The sequence below is a fragment of the Acrocarpospora pleiomorpha genome (genome assembly GCF_009687885.1).
Lineage (GTDB): Bacteria > Actinomycetota > Actinomycetes > Streptosporangiales > Streptosporangiaceae > Acrocarpospora > Acrocarpospora pleiomorpha.
Genome location: NZ_BLAF01000013.1, coordinates 238,413 through 253,934 on the forward strand (window position 1 = coordinate 238,413; position 15,522 = coordinate 253,934).

18 protein-coding genes are annotated in these 15,522 nt (G+C 67.8%); 12 read left to right on the forward strand and 6 right to left on the reverse strand.

Annotated elements, in window-relative coordinates:
* Positions 1–42: 42 nt before the first annotated feature.
* The 3 genes from Aple_RS13405 to Aple_RS13415 are packed head-to-tail and all read right to left on the reverse strand — an operon-like array spanning position 43 to position 1,620.
* Positions 43–915, reverse strand: a complete 873-nt coding sequence (locus tag Aple_RS13405) for a helix-turn-helix domain-containing protein (protein WP_170321450.1) — start codon at positions 913–915, stop codon at positions 43–45.
* A complete protein-coding gene (locus Aple_RS13410; RefSeq protein ID WP_155344872.1) occupies positions 896–1,423 on the reverse strand; it encodes a DUF6879 family protein in 528 nt (175 codons plus the stop codon). Before Aple_RS13410 ends, Aple_RS13405 begins: the two co-directional genes overlap by 20 nt.
* Before the next feature lie 5 nt (positions 1,424–1,428).
* Positions 1,429–1,620 (reverse strand): hypothetical protein, encoded by a 192-nt coding sequence (locus tag Aple_RS13415; RefSeq protein WP_155344873.1) that lies wholly within the window; start codon positions 1,618–1,620, stop codon positions 1,429–1,431.
* 522 nt (positions 1,621–2,142) lie between these two features.
* Between Aple_RS13415 and Aple_RS13420 the strand changes: the two genes are divergently transcribed.
* The 6 genes from Aple_RS13420 to Aple_RS53225 all read left to right on the forward strand — a co-directional run bounded on the left by Aple_RS13420 (position 2,143) and on the right by Aple_RS53225 (position 6,172).
* The gene (locus Aple_RS13420; RefSeq protein ID WP_155344874.1) at positions 2,143–3,171 is read left to right on the forward strand and encodes a hypothetical protein; all 1,029 of its coding nucleotides are present in this window, start codon (positions 2,143–2,145) and stop codon (positions 3,169–3,171) included.
* 21 nt (positions 3,172–3,192) lie between these two features.
* Positions 3,193–4,137 (forward strand): DNA polymerase domain-containing protein, encoded by a 945-nt coding sequence (locus Aple_RS13425; protein WP_155344875.1) that lies wholly within the window; start codon positions 3,193–3,195, stop codon positions 4,135–4,137.
* Positions 4,138–4,365: 228 nt separating this feature from the next.
* Positions 4,366–5,379 (forward strand): zinc-dependent alcohol dehydrogenase, encoded by a 1,014-nt coding sequence (locus tag Aple_RS13430; RefSeq protein ID WP_155344876.1) that lies wholly within the window; start codon positions 4,366–4,368, stop codon positions 5,377–5,379.
* Positions 5,380–5,478: 99 nt separating this feature from the next.
* Positions 5,479–5,796 carry an antitoxin VbhA family protein gene (locus Aple_RS13435; RefSeq protein WP_155344877.1) on the forward strand — a complete coding sequence of 106 codons (318 nt, stop codon included), beginning with the start codon at positions 5,479–5,481 and terminating at the stop codon, positions 5,794–5,796.
* A complete protein-coding gene (locus tag Aple_RS53220; protein ID WP_218038307.1) occupies positions 5,793–5,948 on the forward strand; it encodes a hypothetical protein in 156 nt (51 codons plus the stop codon). Before Aple_RS13435 ends, Aple_RS53220 begins: the two co-directional genes overlap by 4 nt.
* Positions 5,945–6,172 carry a Fic family protein gene (locus tag Aple_RS53225; RefSeq protein WP_218038308.1) on the forward strand — a complete coding sequence of 76 codons (228 nt, stop codon included), beginning with the start codon at positions 5,945–5,947 and terminating at the stop codon, positions 6,170–6,172. Before Aple_RS53220 ends, Aple_RS53225 begins: the two co-directional genes overlap by 4 nt.
* Before the next feature lie 34 nt (positions 6,173–6,206).
* Here the strand turns inward: Aple_RS53225 and Aple_RS13445 are convergent, their stop codons facing one another.
* Both Aple_RS13445 and Aple_RS13450 read right to left on the reverse strand, forming a co-directional pair.
* The gene (locus Aple_RS13445; RefSeq protein WP_155344879.1) at positions 6,207–6,422 is read right to left on the reverse strand and encodes an RNA-binding S4 domain-containing protein; all 216 of its coding nucleotides are present in this window, start codon (positions 6,420–6,422) and stop codon (positions 6,207–6,209) included.
* 16 nt (positions 6,423–6,438) lie between these two features.
* Positions 6,439–6,924 carry an anthrone oxygenase family protein gene (locus Aple_RS13450; protein ID WP_155344880.1) on the reverse strand — a complete coding sequence of 162 codons (486 nt, stop codon included), beginning with the start codon at positions 6,922–6,924 and terminating at the stop codon, positions 6,439–6,441.
* Between the two features lie 100 nt (positions 6,925–7,024).
* Here Aple_RS13450 and Aple_RS13455 point away from each other — a divergent pair, with 100 nt between their 5' ends.
* The 6 genes from Aple_RS13455 (at position 7,025) to Aple_RS13480 (ending at position 14,346) form a co-directional block, all read left to right on the forward strand.
* Positions 7,025–8,737, forward strand: coding sequence for a phosphatidylglycerol lysyltransferase domain-containing protein (locus tag Aple_RS13455; RefSeq protein ID WP_155344881.1), 1,713 nt, complete (start codon positions 7,025–7,027; stop codon positions 8,735–8,737).
* 9 nt (positions 8,738–8,746) lie between these two features.
* Positions 8,747–9,559, forward strand: coding sequence for a PIG-L family deacetylase (locus tag Aple_RS13460; protein ID WP_155344882.1), 813 nt, complete (start codon positions 8,747–8,749; stop codon positions 9,557–9,559).
* A gap of 41 nt (positions 9,560–9,600) precedes the next feature.
* Positions 9,601–11,490 (forward strand): ABC transporter permease, encoded by a 1,890-nt coding sequence (locus tag Aple_RS13465; RefSeq protein ID WP_155344883.1) that lies wholly within the window; start codon positions 9,601–9,603, stop codon positions 11,488–11,490.
* Positions 11,491–11,627: 137 nt separating this feature from the next.
* On the forward strand, positions 11,628–12,182 hold the full coding sequence (locus Aple_RS13470; protein WP_155344884.1) for a carboxymuconolactone decarboxylase family protein: 555 nt from the start codon (positions 11,628–11,630) through the stop codon (positions 12,180–12,182).
* Between the two features lie 98 nt (positions 12,183–12,280).
* Positions 12,281–12,823: a carboxymuconolactone decarboxylase family protein gene (locus Aple_RS13475; protein ID WP_155344885.1), complete on the forward strand. Its 543-nt coding sequence runs from the start codon at positions 12,281–12,283 to the stop codon at positions 12,821–12,823.
* Positions 12,823–14,346 carry an NAD(P)-binding domain-containing protein gene (locus tag Aple_RS13480; protein WP_155344886.1) on the forward strand — a complete coding sequence of 508 codons (1,524 nt, stop codon included), beginning with the start codon at positions 12,823–12,825 and terminating at the stop codon, positions 14,344–14,346. The genes Aple_RS13475 and Aple_RS13480 overlap by 1 nt, the downstream gene beginning before the upstream one ends.
* On the opposite strand, the gene Aple_RS13485 is transcribed toward Aple_RS13480, so the two are convergent.
* The gene (locus Aple_RS13485) at positions 14,326–15,474 is read right to left on the reverse strand and encodes a carboxylate-amine ligase (RefSeq protein WP_155344887.1); all 1,149 of its coding nucleotides are present in this window, start codon (positions 15,472–15,474) and stop codon (positions 14,326–14,328) included. The genes Aple_RS13480 and Aple_RS13485 overlap by 21 nt on opposite strands.
* Positions 15,475–15,522 lie beyond the last annotated feature (48 nt).

The following is a 15,522-nucleotide window of genomic DNA, read 5'->3' on the forward strand; positions in this document are numbered from 1 at the left end:
AAGGGTACTAGACTGTCCAGTACCCAGTACTAGTCCCACAGATCAGCCAGGTGAGGGATCACCGGCAACCCCTGTGAGCCCGTCGATAGCGCTGGCGATCAACATACGCGCCGCCCGTCCATACTCAGCCACACTGGTGTAGAGATCAAACATATGCTCATGCTGGCCGACTTCCTCGGACAATGTCAGCGTTAATTCCGCACTGTATGTCTCTACCAGTACAACTCGGCGATCAAGAATCCAAAACCCGTTCAACGGGGTATAGGGCAGCCTGGCCTGCATGGGAATGATTCCTAGGCGGACGCGAGGCATTGCCGCTGCGGCCATGAGACGATCCAACTGACCCAACATCACATCAGGAGTGGCCATGCCTAGCTTAAGAGCAGCCTCCAAAATGATGAAGTGGAACGTCCGAGAGTTGCTGTAGAGGACGTCTTGGCGGCGAAGTCGCACACTCACCCCCTCATCGATGTCATCTGGCGTTCCGTAGAACGCTACAGATTGAGTGAGACGTTCGCGTGCATACTCGCTTGTTTGGAGAAGACCGGGAATAACGCATGGCTCGAATACACGAAAATTCGTGGTGTTCGTCTCCGCTGCCAGCCAACTCTGTTGCTTAACCTTTGTACCGAGCCGCAGTTGCCTACGCCACTCACCGTAGAGGGTGTCCACCGCCCTGAGGGAGGCGATCAGGTCGCTTTCCTCGTTCGGCCGCCCTACTGCATCGCACCAGGCACGAATGTCGTCCTCGGATGGTGTCTGCTTGCCACTCTCTATCTTCGAAACCTTGGAAGGCTGCCAGCCATACCGGGCGGCTAGTTGCCGCCCGGTCAATTTGGCATCAAGCCTCAAACCTTTGAGCCTTGCTGCAATTGCTTGGCGGGCGCGAGCAATATCACGCACGAGCTTCGACAAACTCCTCACGTGCTGTGGAGTTGGCCCATGCAGAATCCCGCCAAGATCGATACTTGTCGACTTCTGCCGGATCGGCGATAATCTCTGCCCCTAGAAGAATGTCGTCTGGTGTGTAATGGACCAGCGCCACGCGCTCATCATCGAACAGCCACCAGTCCGAAACCGGGAGACCAATTTTCTCGGCTTCGACCCTCTCCATGTACCGTATGTGGTCGCCCGCAGCAATGTTGTGTTCTGCTGCCATCAGGCCGAACCGCGTGTAGTCCGAAAACGGACGCGATACCACCCGGACCCGCCGCATAGTGCGACCTGCCTGGACATGCTCGCCTACCAGAGCGATCCAGAACTGGAGCCAGCCCATGTCGACAGGCTCCCCTGCGAGGAAGCAGCGAAGCGGCTCCTCCTCGTTCTTCGCGAGGTGATACCGCTCACGTGACTCCAGTCGGAACGCGGAGACGTTGAAGGAGTGGAAGAGAGCGTCGAAGTTCTCGCCGGACAGCAGGTTCACGTGGATCACCTTAGAAACCGGAACAGCTCCTTGGGAACCTCGACGAACGCTTCCCCGTCGAGGATGTCGCGCGCTTGGGCCAGAGTGGCCCTGTCGGTGATCTGTATACCTTGGATGACCACTGTCCCGCGGTCGGTCTCGTAGATCGAGGGGCAACCACCGCTGGATGAAGTACTTCCGACGAACTCGAGCTTCATGTGCTTCTCCCGTGAGCGAGTTGCTTTGGATTGCTCGAACGCCTGGATCTTTTGCCGGAATCTTCGGATCGTCAACCCCCCATGGCGCGCTTCGGCGCCTTCAAAAGACACCAGAGGCTTCTTCGACGACCCGCATCTGGCCTACATCTCCGCCGCGTCACTGGACGTGACCTCGCGCTAGGGCACCCGGAGCAAACGCCGCACGAGGCAGCCCTATCCCGAGTCCCCGTCTCCAGCCGTCCGCCCTTGCGCTCTCTCAAATCCGGTAATTACAGGTCAAACAGGGATCGAACGACCGTCCCCAAATAGCTTGTCTCCATGGGTAGGAGAAGCGCAGGGCAACCACGGCGACGGCGGGGTCGGGCGGAGCCCGAGGAGAAACGAAGGGAGGGTGGGTGGGAGAAACCACGTAGGCGCTGGCGGCAGTTCTGACCGAGTTCTCCCTGAGTAAGTCATTTTCTGATCAAGTGCCGGAGCGCTTGCCGGGGTGGTAGGGGGTCGGCTTCTTACGCTCGTCCAGACATGTCCACATCTCTGGTTTCGGGGGCGGGGAAGTTGCGAATCATCAGATATCTGGCGGTCTCCGCCATGGCGGGACTGGTGATGATCGGATTCCTGGGCCTCACGCCGGCCGGGGCGGATGAGGGTTCTGGGCCGATCGGGATCCGGCTGATGGACGCGCCGGCCGTGCGCCGGGGTGATCCGCGTGCCCGGATTCACATCGTCGATCACCTGTCGCCCGGTGCCACGATCAGCCGCCTGCTCCAGGTGACCAGCACATCACCGCGCCCACAACGCGTGCATCTCTACCCGGGCGCGGCCAGCGTGGGCAGACACCGGTTCATCTCCGCACCGGACCGCCTCGGCAACGAACTCACCGAATGGGTACGGTTCGACCGCACATCCCTAACGCTTCCGCCCCGCAGCAGCACCACCGTCAAAGCCACGATCAAGGTCCCCCGGACAGCCTGGCGCGGCGAACGTTACGGCGTGCTGTGGGCCGAAGCCGAACCACTCGGAGACATCGAGGAAACCCACCGCGTAGGAGTCCGGATATATCTGGACGTAGGAGCCGGTGGCGAACCACCAACGGACTTCCGGATCGAGCAGTTGATCGCGCTTCGCAGCCCCACCGGGCGTCCCGAGTTCCGCGCGGTCGTCCACAACAGCGGCCAGCGCGCAGTGGACATGTCCGGCACGCTCCGCCTGACCGACGGCCCCGGCGGCGCGAGCGCGGGCCCGTTCCCGGTCAACCAAGGCATCTCCCTGCCCCCCGGCGGACGCGGACGCGTCGTGATCCCCCTGGCCAGCGGCCTCGGCGACGGCCCCTGGCAGGCCACGCTCTACCTGGCCAGCGGCAGAACCCAGCGCAGCGCCGACACCACGATCACCTTCCCCAAAGCAGGCGAGGCTCCGGTGGTGAAACTGACCGGCATACTCGGCACCGCCGTGGCCGTGACCCCGCGCAACGGCGCGCTCGCCGCCGGCGGGGTCCTGGTCATGCTGATGTCAGGCTTCGCCCTGTTCCGCAGGCTACGCGCGAGCCGATGACTCGATGGCATAGTGGACAAAGTGACCAGCGATGAGACGCGGGACGGAGTCTCGCTGACCAATCTCGACCAGCCGCTGTTCGACGGTTCGAACGCGACCAAACGGGATCTGGTCAACTACCTGGACGCGGTCCACGACCGCATCATCCCCGCCCTACGCGGCCGCCCCCTATCCGTGATCCGGGTACGCCCCGGCCAGCCCCCCTTCATGCAGAAGAACGTCCCCAAATACACCCCCACCTGGGTGAAAACCGTCCCCGTCTGGGCAGAAGCCTCCCACCGGGAGATCTCCTACGCCCTATGCGACGACCGCAAGACCCTGCTCTGGTTCGGCAACCAACGCGCGGTCGAATACCATCCCGCCCTCTTCCGCGACTCCCACTTCACCCACCTGATCCTCGACCTCGACCCCCCGGAAGGCGAGTCGTTCCCCCTGGTCATCCAGGCCGCCCGCCTGGTACGGCAAGCCCTGGACGACACCGGCCTCACCGGCGCCGTGAAGACCAGCGGCGCAAAAGGCGTCCACATCTTCATCCCAGTCGCCGACGGAATCCCGATCGAGGACCTGGCCGCCGCCACCCGAGCCCTGGCCGCCCGCGCCGAACGCGTGGACCCCACGCTGGCGACGACGGCATTCATCCGCGAGGACCGCGCAGGCAAGGTCTTCCTGGACTCCACCCGAGCAGGCGGCGCAACCGTGGCAGCCGCGTACAGCCCACGCATCCGACCCGGCACTCCAGTGTCATTCCCGGTGGCCTGGGAGGACCTGGATCAGGTCGTACCAGGAGATTTCACCATCCACACCGCGCCGGACCTACTCGGCGACAGAGATCCATGGGCGGAACGCATGCCGGAACCCCAGCGGCTTCCAGCCGATCTGATCGAGGAGGGCCACACGATCCCGGTCGCCCGCGTACAGGCCATGCACGAAGGCAAACGCCGAGCCCGGGCCCGGCGCGAGGGATAGTGGTTCACGGCAGGCCGGGACTCGGTCTGCCGGAATCGCAAGCGACGGGGTCGCCGATCTGAGGGCGGCCTCGAAGGCGTCGTCTGGGGCACCGCGCCGCATCCACTCCCGATAGGCGTCCCAGTCCTGACCGGCGTTCCACCCAGAGCTTCGCAATTCGGCCATTTAGCACTCAACTATCTGAACGTATACGGTACACGTGTGCACCAGATCACCCCCAGTTTGTAGATGCGCGCCTTCGTCATCACCGGCCCGCGCACCGCCGAGGTCCAGGACGTCGAGCCCCCCGTCCCCGGTCGGGACGAGGTGATCGTGGACGTCGAGCGGGCCGGAGTCTGCGGGACCGACGCCGAGTTCTTCTCCGGCGAGATGGCCTACGTGCACTCCGGGGACGCCCCGTACCCGATCAGGATCGGCCACGAGTGGATGGGCGCCGTCTCGGCCGTCGGCGAGGGCGTCGATCCCGGCTGGCTCGGCCGCCGGGTCACCGCCGACACCATGCTCGGCTGCCGCCGCTGCGCGCGCTGCGCGGCGGGGCGCCAGCACCTGTGCGCCGACCGCTACGAGATCGGCATCCGCGGCGGCTGGCCGGGTGCCCTCGCGGAACAACTCCCGGTCCCCGTCACCGCCCTGCACGCCCTGCCCGACAGCGTCGACGCCACCCTCGGAGCCCTGGTCGAGCCAGGCGGCAACGCCCTGCGCGCGGTCCGCGCCGCCGAGATCGCGCCCGGCGAGCGCCTCCTGGTCCTAGGACCCGGCACGATCGGCCTGCTCACCGCCCAAATCGCCGCAGCCAAGGGAGCCGAAGTCCACCTCCTCGGCCGCGACCTCCCCTCCCGCGACTTCGCCCGCTCCCTCGGCTTCCCGCACGTCTGGACCGCCGACACCCTCCCCACCCTCCGCTGGGACGCCATCGTCGACGCCTCCACCGCGGAAACCCTCCCCGCCCTCGCCCTCGACCTGGTCGAACCCGGCCGCCGGGTGGTCTGCATCGGCATCTCCAGCGACCCCAGCCTGCTCGACACCCGCACCGCCGTCCTCCGGGAGATCACCATCGCCGGTGTGCTCAGCGCCTCCGGCGGCCTCACCGAAACCATCAACCTGTACGCCTCCCGCGCCGTCGACCCTCGCCCCCTCGTCGCCACCACCATCAGCCTGGACACCCTCGCCGACGTCCTCGCCGGATCCCGACCACCCGAATGGGGCAACGCCCCTAAAATCCACGTGGACCCCCGCCGCTGATACCCAACGTCGGCTACGTCAGAAGAGCTACGGTCCTGGATCGGCCTTTCCCGCAGCTGGCGCGGAGCAAATGTGTACACAATCAGGTACACTTTAGGAATGTTGATCGAGACGCTGTCCGTACGGGAGGCCCGCGAGCAGCTACCCAGCGTACTGGAACGGTTCCGCAACGGTGACCGTAGGCCGGTGGGCGTAGGCTCGCATCGCAAGACCGAGGCAGTCATGGTTCCGGTCGAGGTTTTCGACGAACTGACTGCTGAGAGGGCTCGGTCGCTGACGCAAGCATCGGCATCGGTGCGGGCTGAAGGGCTCACGGTAGGCGCCGATGTCGAGGCCATCGCCGAACGGTGGGCGCGCGGCGAAATCAGCACCGTGCAGATGCGTGAACTGGTTCGGCGGCTGTACGACGCACCGTGAGCATCGATCCATACCTCGACCCAGCAAGCGGTGTGCTGCGCAACAACCTCGGCATCTCCGACCTGCGGCGCCTGCGTACGGTGGAGGCGGGCCTGACGCTGACGGCGCTGGCGGACCTGGGCACCCAGGTCATAGCTGCGTTGACCGGTTGACTCATTACTTCGCCGAGGTCAATGCGATCCACCCGTTCCGTGAGGGCAACGGTCGGACGCAGCGCGCCTTCTTCGGTCAGCTCAGCCGCGAAGCGGGTTGGCCCATCGACTGGTCTGGTCTCGACCCGGATGTCAACGAGGCCACATCGATGGCTTCACTGCGCGGTGACAACGGCCCGCTTCGCCACCTCCTCGATATTCTGGTGGTTTCTCGGCCGTGGTGACCGGCTGGAGGGGGGCGTCAAACGGACGTGCGAGCTACCCGGCCACCACGAGGATCTCGAAGCCGTCGCCGCTGACGATTTGGCCGTCGCGGATCTTGCAGCGTTTGCGGAGTTCGAGTTCGCCGTCTACGAGGACGTTGCCCTCGGCGATGAAGTGTTTGGCCTCGCCGCCGCTTTCGGTGATGGCGCAGTATTTGAGCAGGTCGCAGAGGGCGATGTAGTCGGATGCCAGGGTGAAGGTCTCGCGCACCCATCCAGGATAGGTCTCACCAGGTGCAGGCCCAGAAGGCCAGGGCCAGGGCGGCCACGAGCAGGCTGATGGCGCTGAACACGGTCCGGAGCGTGTTCCAGCGGTTCCAGCGGGGGGCGAAGGCCGCCCAGACGTCGGTGGCGGGGCCGGTCGCGCGATCGAGGGCGTTGTTCAGGGGGATGTTGACGGCGATGGTGGGGATGAACGTGCCCGCGAGGTAGGCGGCGGCTGCGGCCAGGAAGAGCACTCCGGGGAGGGGGTGGCCGTCGATCAGCACGAGGACGCCGGTGATGATGCCGACCAGGGGCGTACCCAGGAATGACAGGAAGAAGACCGGGTTCTGGATCTTGATGTTGATCTGGCGCATCACCGGGACGGCGTGTTCCGGACCGGCGGCGTCCATGGCGAGCATCACCGAGACCGAGTAGGCGTAGAAGAGCCCGGCGATCCAGCCGGTGAGCACCACCGTCGCGAATGCCGCGATTGCCGTCAGGGCGAACATCTCGACCAACTCCCCTCGTTTCGGCTAACCCTATGAAACCCGCGTGCCGCGCGCATCGTCCCCGGGGCCGGATGATTAGCGTTGGTATGGGGGGGAACGGATGGCTGGTCGTTCGCGCGTGCCGCGGATGCTGTCGATATGTCTGACGGTGCTCGCGGTGTATTCGGCGGTGATCGCGCTGATCCCGCCGCTGCGGCGAGGCCTGAGCGGTTTGACCGAGTTCGTGGACAGCTGGCTCTTCCCCATCGCGCCCAACCTCGCCTATGCCGCGTTCACCGCGCTGCTGGCCGGCGCGCTGGCCCGGCGCAAACGGATCGCCTGGCGGCTGGTCATGGTCCTGCTCGGCATCTCCCTGGCACTCAGCATCGCGGGCGTGCTGGTGCTGCTCTACGTGCCGGGCGGTACGGTCGAAGGCAGCAAAACAACCCTGGCCGAGACGGCCTTCAGCTTGGTCGTGGTCACCCTGCTGCTGGTGTTGATGCTCTGGTCGCGCCAGGAGTTCTACGCCCGGGTCCAGCCCGCGTCGGCGCGCAAGGCGGTCCTGACCCTGGTCGGCCTGCTGGCCGTCTCGTTCGTGGTCGGATTCCTGCTGGTCACCGCGTTCTCCGGCACCCTGCCCGCGCACCGGCGGGCGGTGTGGACGCTCAGCCACACTCTCGGCGGCGTGTTCGACGTGCCCCACCCAGGCCATCCGCCGAGCTGGGTGTCGTTCCTGATCGGGCTGATGAGCGCGATCGCGCTGATCACCGCCTTCGCGGTGCTGTTCCGGTCCCAGCGGGCCAAGGCCGTGCTGGCCCCCGAGGACGAGGAGCGGATCCGGCAGCTCCTGGGCGAGCGTGATTCGCTGGCCTATTTCGCGACCAGGCGGGACCGTAGCGCGATCTTCTCGCCCAGCGGGAAGGCGGCCGTCTCCTACCGCGTCGTCAACGGCGTCAGCCTGGCCGGGGGCGACCCGGTCGGCGACCCCGAGGCGTGGGAGCACGCGATCCGCGCCTGGACCGACCAGGCCGCCGCGTACGGCTGGACGCCCGCCGCGATCGGCGCCAGCGAGGAGGGCGCCCGCGCCTACCAGCGGGGCGGCCTGAAGGTCCTCGAACTCGGCGACGAGGCGGTCATCGACGTGGCCGCGTTCACGCTCACCGGCCGGGAGATGCGCGGCGTGCGCCAGGCCGTCAACAGGGTCGAACGCGCCGGTTACACGCTGCGGGTGCGCCGCCACCACGAACTGAACCCCGAGGAGATGCGCACCATCATCGGCCGCGCCGAGGCCTGGCGCGACACCGAGACGGAACGCGGCTTCTCGATGGCCCTCGGCCGTCTCGGCGACCCGAGGGACGGGCGGTGCGTGCTGGTGGAGGCGCGGAAAGCGGACGGGGACGAGGCGGCCCTGCTGTCGTTCGTGCCGTGGGGAGCCACCGGTCTTTCGCTCGATCTGATGCGCAGGGACCGGAACGCTGAGAACGGCCTGATGGAGTTCATGGTCGCCGGTCTGGTCGAGGCGGCTCGGGGGCTCGGCGTGGACCGGATCTCGCTGAACTTCGCCGTGTTCCGGTCGGCGTTCGAGGAGGGCGCCAGACTTGGCGCGGGCCCGGTGATCCGGGCCTGGCGCCGCCTGCTGCTGTTTCTGTCCCGCTGGTGGCAGCTGGAATCGCTATATCGGGCAAACGTGAAATATCGCCCCGAATGGGTGCCCCGATTCCTCGCGTACGGGGACACCAGAGACCTGGTCAAGGTCGGCATCGCCTCAGCCGTGGCGGAGGGGTTCCTGCGCCCGCCGAGTCTGCCGCAGCTGCTTCGGCGCGGCGTGACTTAGGGTGGGCTGATGGATCTGACGTTGATGGCCGTGCACGCTCATCCCGACGACGAGGTGCTCACCACCGGGGGGATCCTGGCGCGTTACGCGGACGCGGGGTTCCGTACCGTCCTGGTGACCTGCACCAACGGCGAGGCGGGGGACGGACCCGGGGGAGTGAAGCCGGGTGAGGACGGCCATGACGCCGAGGCCGTGGCCGAGGAGCGGCTGGCCGAGCTGCGGGCGTCGGTCGCCCATTTAGGGATCGGTGACGTCGAACTGCTCGGCTACCGCGACTCCGGCATGGACGGCTGGGACACCAACAAGGACGCGCGGGCGTTCTGGAACATCCCGATCGAGGAGTCCACCGCCAAGCTCGCCGCGCTCATGAAGCACTACCGGCCGCAGGTCGTCGTCACCTACGACGAACGCGGCGGTTACGGCCACCCCGACCACATCCAGGCGCACCGCATCGCGGTCGCGGCCACCGAGGCCACCGGCATCCCGGACAAGCTCTACTACACCGGGATCCCCCGGAGCCGGGCCAGGGCGATGTTCGAGCACATGCGCTCGATCGGCATCGACCTGGGGTTCGAGCCGCCACCCGACTTCGGCACCCCGGACGAGCTGATCACCGCCACCGTGGACGTCACGCCGTACGTGGACCGGAAGATCAAAGCGCTGCGCGCGCACGCGAGCCAGAGCGACAACATCTGGCTGCTCCAGCTGCCGGATGAGGCCCAGCAGCTGGCCCTCGGGCACGAGGCCTTCGTCCGGGTCCGTTGCCAGATCGAGGCTCCTGACCAGGAAGACGACCTGTTCGCGGGTTTGACCGAGGGCTAGCACCCTGTCGAGGCCGGGCCACGCCAGCGGAGACTTGCGGCGTGATTCCGGTTGCGGTGGTCTGGCTGCGGCTCGAACTGGGCAGGCGCCTGCGGTCCCTGCTCGTGCTCGGGCTGCTGGTGGCGTTCGCCGGGGCGACCGTGCTGACCGCCCTGGCCGGAGCCCGGCGCGGCGACAGCGCGGTGGACCGGCTGCTCGCCGTAACGCTTCCTGCCACCGCCTCGGTCCTGCCCAACCAGTCCGGCTTCGACTGGGACGCCGTCCGCCGCCTGCCCGGCGTGGCGGCGGTGACCACGTTCCCCAGCTACACCGAACTCCCCATCGACGAAGCCCGCAGCGTCATCGCCTTCGAAAGCGCCTGCCTGGCCGCCTTCGGCCTCGCCGCCTTCCTGGCCGCCGTCGTCCTCATCGGCCAGGCCGTCATCCGGTACGGCGCAGCCGGCGCCACCGAACTGAACGCCCTGGTCGCGCTGGGCCTGACCCGCCGCCAGGGCGCCCACCTGAGCGTGCTCGCCCCCGGCCTGGCCGCCCTGGCGGGCACGGTCGTCGCCGTCGGCCTGGCGGTGACCGCCTCCGCCTGGATGCCGTTCGGCGCGGCGGCGGCCCGCGAGCCGAACCCCGGCGTGGACGCGGACTGGCTGGTCCTCGGTGCCGGATTCGCGGGCATTCCGGTCCTGGTGGCGGTCGCGGCCGGAGCCTCCGCATGGGCGGGCCTCACCGGTCCCGAGCGGCTGCGGCCCGGGCGGCGGTCGGCGCTGGTGACGGCGATGACCGTGCTCGGCCTGCCGGTGGCCGTGGTCGTGGGAGCCAGGTTCGCGCTGGAACCCGGGCGAGGGCGATATCGGGTGCCGGTCCGGCCCGCGTTGCTGGGGGCGGCGACGGGGGTGCTCGGGGTGCTGGCCGCGTTCACGTTCTCGGCCGGGGTCGCGGACGCCGCCAGGAACCCGGCCAGGTTCGGGCAGAACTACCAGCTGATGGCGGTCTTCGGCTTCGACGGGCGGGACTTCCAGCCGCCCAGGCCGGTGCTCTCCGCGCTGGCCGCCGATCCTGACGTGACCGGCGTCACCGACCTGCGGATGACCGCCGGGCGGATCGGCACGCTCACCGTGATGACGCACAGCTTCGACCCGGTCGGCGATCCGGTCCCGCTGGTGCTCACCGAGGGACGCCCGCCGGTCAACGGCGACGAGGTCGTGCTGGCCCCGACGAGCGCGCGGCGGCTCGACGCGGGCGTGGGCGACAGGGTTGCGCTCACCGGCGACCTGGGCACCCGCGAGCTGATCGTGACCGGCGTCGGCTTCGCCGTGGAGACCTCCACCCGGGGGTACGAATCCGGCGTGTGGGTCACCGCCGACGGCTACGACGGGGTCTTCCGCGGGTTCAAGGAGCACGGCAGCCTGCTCGCGCTCCGGGAGGGCGCCGACCCGGAGGCGGTCGCGGCCCGGCTGCGGACCACCGTGGGCGACGGACTGCTGGTCTTCACCCCGTTCGTCCCCCGCCAGTTCGGGGAGATCAGGAACGTCCAGGTGCTGCCGCTGGTGCTCGGCGCGTTCCTGGCTTTGCTCGCCGTCGGCGCGGTCGGCCACGCCCTGATCACCGCCGTCCGCAGGCGCGGCCACGACCTGGCCGTGCTGCGCGCCCTCGGCATGACCCGCGGCCAGTGCCGCCTGGTCGTCGTCACCCAGGCCAGCGCGATCACCGTGCTCGGCCTGCTCGCCGGGATCCCGCTCGGCATGGCCCTGGGCCGCATCCTGTGGCGGGCCGCCGCCGGGATCATGCCGCTGCAGTACCAGCCGCCCACCTCGCCGTGGACGCTCATCCTGATCGCGCCGCTGGCCCTGCTGATCGCGGCCCTGCTCGCGACCGGCCCCGGGCGGCATGCGGGCCATCGCAACCTCGGGCAGGCATTGCGCGTGCTCGACCGCGCCTGAAGACACCGGCGGAAAGCGGCCAAGCCCGCCGTGCCGGAGACGCGGCCATAAACACCCCGCATTTCCGGAGATGCGGGGAAATTTCTGCCGGGTGAATCTGGTCAAGTCACATGATTTCGTCTGCGGAGGAGGCGTTCATGCCACACATCACCCTCAACTCTGATGAACCTGGAATACGCGGGCTGTTCCGGTTCCGGCCAGAGACCGCACTACCCCTGAACGAGCTGGCGGAAGTGCTGTTGTGCGGGGAGAGCACGCTCTCCCGAGGCGAGCGGGAGTTGATCGGGGCGTACGTGTCGGCGCTGAACGCGTGCCGATTCTGCTACTCCACGCACGCGGCCATCGCGGCCGTACAGCTGGGGGAGGACCTGGTCCTGGTGGAGCAGGTCCGCGCGGACGTCGCCAGAGCCCCGATCTCCGACAAGCTCAAAGCCCTGCTGGCGATCGCCGGCGCGGTGCAGGAATCCGGCCAGAAGGTGTCGGAGCAGCATGTCACCACCGCCAAGGAGGCGGGCGCCACCGACATCGAGATCCACGACGCCGTGCTCATCGCGGCGGCGTTCTGCATGTTCAACCGCTACGTGGACGGCCTGGACACATTCGCCCCAGACGACCCGGCCGTGTACGCGGCCCGCGCTCAGCGCACCGACGGATATTTGGCCGTATTGGCCGATTCCCTTCGTTTGGGATAGTACGCAATGTGCGGCATGAATGGCCGGGGTTGACCAGTACGAGGTGATCACCCACCCTGCGTGTGGAGGCACCGCCTGCTGATCACCAAGGAGTGTTCATGCCGCACATAGCGCTGGGGAACGAAGCACCTGGAATCATCGGCCTGTTCGAGTACCGCCCGGAGACCGCCCATCCGATGAGCGCCCTCGCCGAGGTGCTGCTGCGGGGCGAGAACTCGCTGCCGCGCGGGGATCGCGAGCTGATCGCGGCCTACGTGTCCGCGCTGAACGACTGCCGCTTCTGCTACAACTCGCACGCGGCCTTCGCCGCCGCCCAGCTGCCCGAGGGCATGGACCTGGTCGAGCAGGTCCGCGCCGACCTGGGCGGAGCGCCCATCTCGGCCAAGCTCAGGGCGCTGCTGATGATCGCGGGCGCGGTCCAGGAGAGCGGCCGCAAGGTCGCCGAGGAGCACATCGCCGCCGCCAGGGACGCGGGCGCGTCCGACGTCGAGATCCACGACGCCGTCCTGATCGCGGCGGCGTTCTGCATGTACAACCGGTATGTGGACGGCCTGGCCGCACTCACCCCCGATGACCCGGCCGACTACGCGGTGATGGCCCAGTTCATCGTGGCCGCCGGATATATCCGGGAAGAGGCCTGATGCCCCGCTATCTCATCATCGGCGCAGGTCCCGCCGGTCTCCAGCTCAGCTACTACCTCAAACGCGCCGGCGCCGATTACGTCACCCTCGAACGCACCGAGGCCCCCGGCGCCTTCTTCAAGGAGTTCCCCCGGCACCGCCGCCTGATCTCGCTCAACAAGGTGCACACCGTCGAGGACGAGCCGGAGATCAAGCTCAGGTGGGACTGGAACTCGCTGCTCAACGACTCGCCCGACCTGATGTTCCCGAAGTATTCGAGCGAGTACCTGCCCGGCGCCGACGATCTTGTCAGGTATCTCGCCGACTTCGAGCGCGAGCACGAACTCAATGTACGTTTCATGACTCCGGTCGACCGAATTGAGAAGATCGACGGCCGATTCCACGTGCACACGCCCGCGGAGACGTACGTCGCCGAGTGCGTGATCGTCGCCACCGGCTGGGGCGGTCCGAACATTCCCGATATTCCGGGTATCGAGCTGGCGACCGGCTACGAGGACATGGAAGTCGAGGGTTCCGCCTACGCGGGCCAGCGGGTGCTGGTGATCGGCAAGGGCAACTCGGCCTTCGAGACCGCCCAGGCGATCCTGCCGCACGCGGCCATCGTGCACCTGGCCAGCCCGCACGGCGTACGCCTGGCCTGGCACACCAAACACCCCGGCGACGTGCGCGGCCAGTACGGCGCGTTCCTCGACAGCTACTGGTTCAAGACCCTGCACGGCGTGCTCGAATGCGACATCAACCGCATCTGGCGCGAGGAGGATCACTTCAAAGCGGCCATTACCTACACGCTGGCCAATGGCGAGCAGGCCCTTCTGGAGTACGACTCCGTCATCCGCTGCACAGGCTTCACCATGGATCGCAGCATTTTTGACGACTCCTGCCGACCCGACATGGCCCCCAATGGGCGGATCCCCGCCATCCGCCCCGACTGGCAGTCCGCCAACGTGGACGGCCTCTACTTCGCGGGTACGCTCATGCAGGCCCGCGACTTCAAGCAGGCGTCGTCGGCGTTCATCGACGGCTTCCGCTATAACCTGCGCACGATGACCGCCCTGCTGGCTGAACGCTACGAGAGCACGCCGCTGGATCGCCAGGTGATCCCGCTCGACCACGAGAAGCTCGGCGCGACCATGCTCGACCGCGTGAACTGGAGCTCCGCATTGTGGACCCAGTTCGAGTATCTCTGCGACGCGTTCGTGATCGACCGCGCCAGCGGGCAGATCCAGCATTATCAGGATCTGCCCGAGGACTACGCGGTCGAACGCTTCGGTGACCAGGAAGAACTCTTCACGATCACGCTGCGCTGGGGCCGCCAGAACTACGGCGACGTGTTCGCCATCCAGCGCGACCCCACGCCCGACATGGCCCACGAAAGCGCATTCCTCCACCCCGTGATCCGCTCCTGGCGCCACGGCGAGAAGGTCGCCGAGCGGCACCTGCTGGAAGACCTGCTGGCCGTCTGGCGCAACCCGGTCCGCCACGTGGAGCCGCTCTACGCCTTCCTATCCGAACAGCTGACCTGAGAAATCCCGCACGAGCTCGTCGACCACGTCCGCCGGTGAACCCCGGCGGGCGTGGACGGCTGCTTGCCGGGCCGCCCCCGTCCCGACCACATGCAACCGCGCCACCCGCTCAACCACCAGGTCACGATCCCCGGTCTCCTCCAGCGCGGGGCGAAGATGCGCCAGCAACGCGTCCACCTGCGCGGACGCCGGGAGCAGCCGCCCGCTGACCGGATCGATGGCGTCCCCGGCCAGCCCATCCCTGGCCGCCTGCCAGTACGACGCCCGCAGCAGCTCCCCCCGGATCCGCGGCCCCGGATCACCCCGTTCCACCCGTTCCAGCGCGGTCACCACCAGCGCCCGGACCACCGCGCCGAGCAGCGCGGACTCCCCGGCGGTGGCCGGCACGTCGGTCACCCGGACCTCCAGCGTGGGCAGCCGGGCCGACGGGCGGATGTCCCAGAAGATCGTGCCCGGGTCCACCAGGACCTTGGCCTCGGTCAGTTTGGCGATCACCTCGTCGTACTCGGCGGCCGAGGTGAAGTACGGCGGCGGCCCGGCCACCGGCCACTTGCCCCAGCTGAGCGTGCGCCAGCTGGCGTAGCCGGTGTCGCGCCCGCACCACAGCGGCGAGTTGGCCATCAGCGCGATCAGCGTCGGCAGCCACGGCCGCAGGTGGTTGCTGACCAGCACGGCACGTTCCCGGTCGGGCAGGTGCACGTGGACGTGGCCGGCGCAGATGCTCTGCTCGTCGTGGAGGGAGCGGTAGTTGGCGATGCCGATGCCGTACCGGGGATTCTCGGTGATCAGCGGCGGGACCACGTCGCCGAGCACGGCCGTGCCCGAGGCGACCATCCGCAGCCCCTCGCCGGCTGCGGCGGACGCCACGGCGGCGCGCATCTGGCTTAGCTGGGTCTCCAGCTCAGCGGTTCTGGCGCAGGGGCGGGTCTTGGCCTCCACCTGGTAGCGGGTGATCTCGGTGCCGACCTGCTCGCCCAGGGTCGCCGCCGCCCTGGCCACGACGGCGGCCGACCGCGGGGCCGCCTCCCGGGTCTCGGGGTCGACGACGAGGTATTCCTCTTCCACTCCGACGAGGGGACAGGCCGCGTCGAAGGGCACCACTTGCTCGATATCCGCCGTGGCAGTCATGCCGCTCCCTGTTGATGGCCGTACATATGACGCGCGTAGGGTATCCGC

Bases quoted from the DNA above. Each gene is read 5' to 3' on its own strand.
- Aple_RS13450 (WP_155344880.1), bottom strand. From the start codon at position 6,924: ATGTTCGCCCTGACGGCAATCGCGGCATTCGCGACGGTGGTGCTCACC.
- Aple_RS13480 (WP_155344886.1), top strand. From the start codon at position 12,823: ATGCCCCGCTATCTCATCATCGGCGCAGGTCCCGCCGGTCTCCAGCTC.
- Aple_RS13475 (WP_155344885.1), top strand. From the start codon at position 12,281: ATGCCGCACATAGCGCTGGGGAACGAAGCACCTGGAATCATCGGCCTG.
- Aple_RS13435 (WP_155344877.1), top strand. From the start codon at position 5,479: ATGTTGATCGAGACGCTGTCCGTACGGGAGGCCCGCGAGCAGCTACCC.
- Aple_RS13420 (WP_155344874.1), top strand. From the start codon at position 2,143: ATGTCCACATCTCTGGTTTCGGGGGCGGGGAAGTTGCGAATCATCAGA.
- Aple_RS13430 (WP_155344876.1), top strand. From the start codon at position 4,366: ATGCGCGCCTTCGTCATCACCGGCCCGCGCACCGCCGAGGTCCAGGAC.
- Aple_RS13460 (WP_155344882.1), top strand. From the start codon at position 8,747: ATGGATCTGACGTTGATGGCCGTGCACGCTCATCCCGACGACGAGGTG.
- Aple_RS13485 (WP_155344887.1), bottom strand. From the start codon at position 15,474: ATGACTGCCACGGCGGATATCGAGCAAGTGGTGCCCTTCGACGCGGCC.
- Aple_RS13455 (WP_155344881.1), top strand. From the start codon at position 7,025: ATGGCTGGTCGTTCGCGCGTGCCGCGGATGCTGTCGATATGTCTGACG.
- Aple_RS13470 (WP_155344884.1), top strand. From the start codon at position 11,628: ATGCCACACATCACCCTCAACTCTGATGAACCTGGAATACGCGGGCTG.
- Aple_RS13415 (WP_155344873.1), bottom strand. From the start codon at position 1,620: ATGAAGCTCGAGTTCGTCGGAAGTACTTCATCCAGCGGTGGTTGCCCC.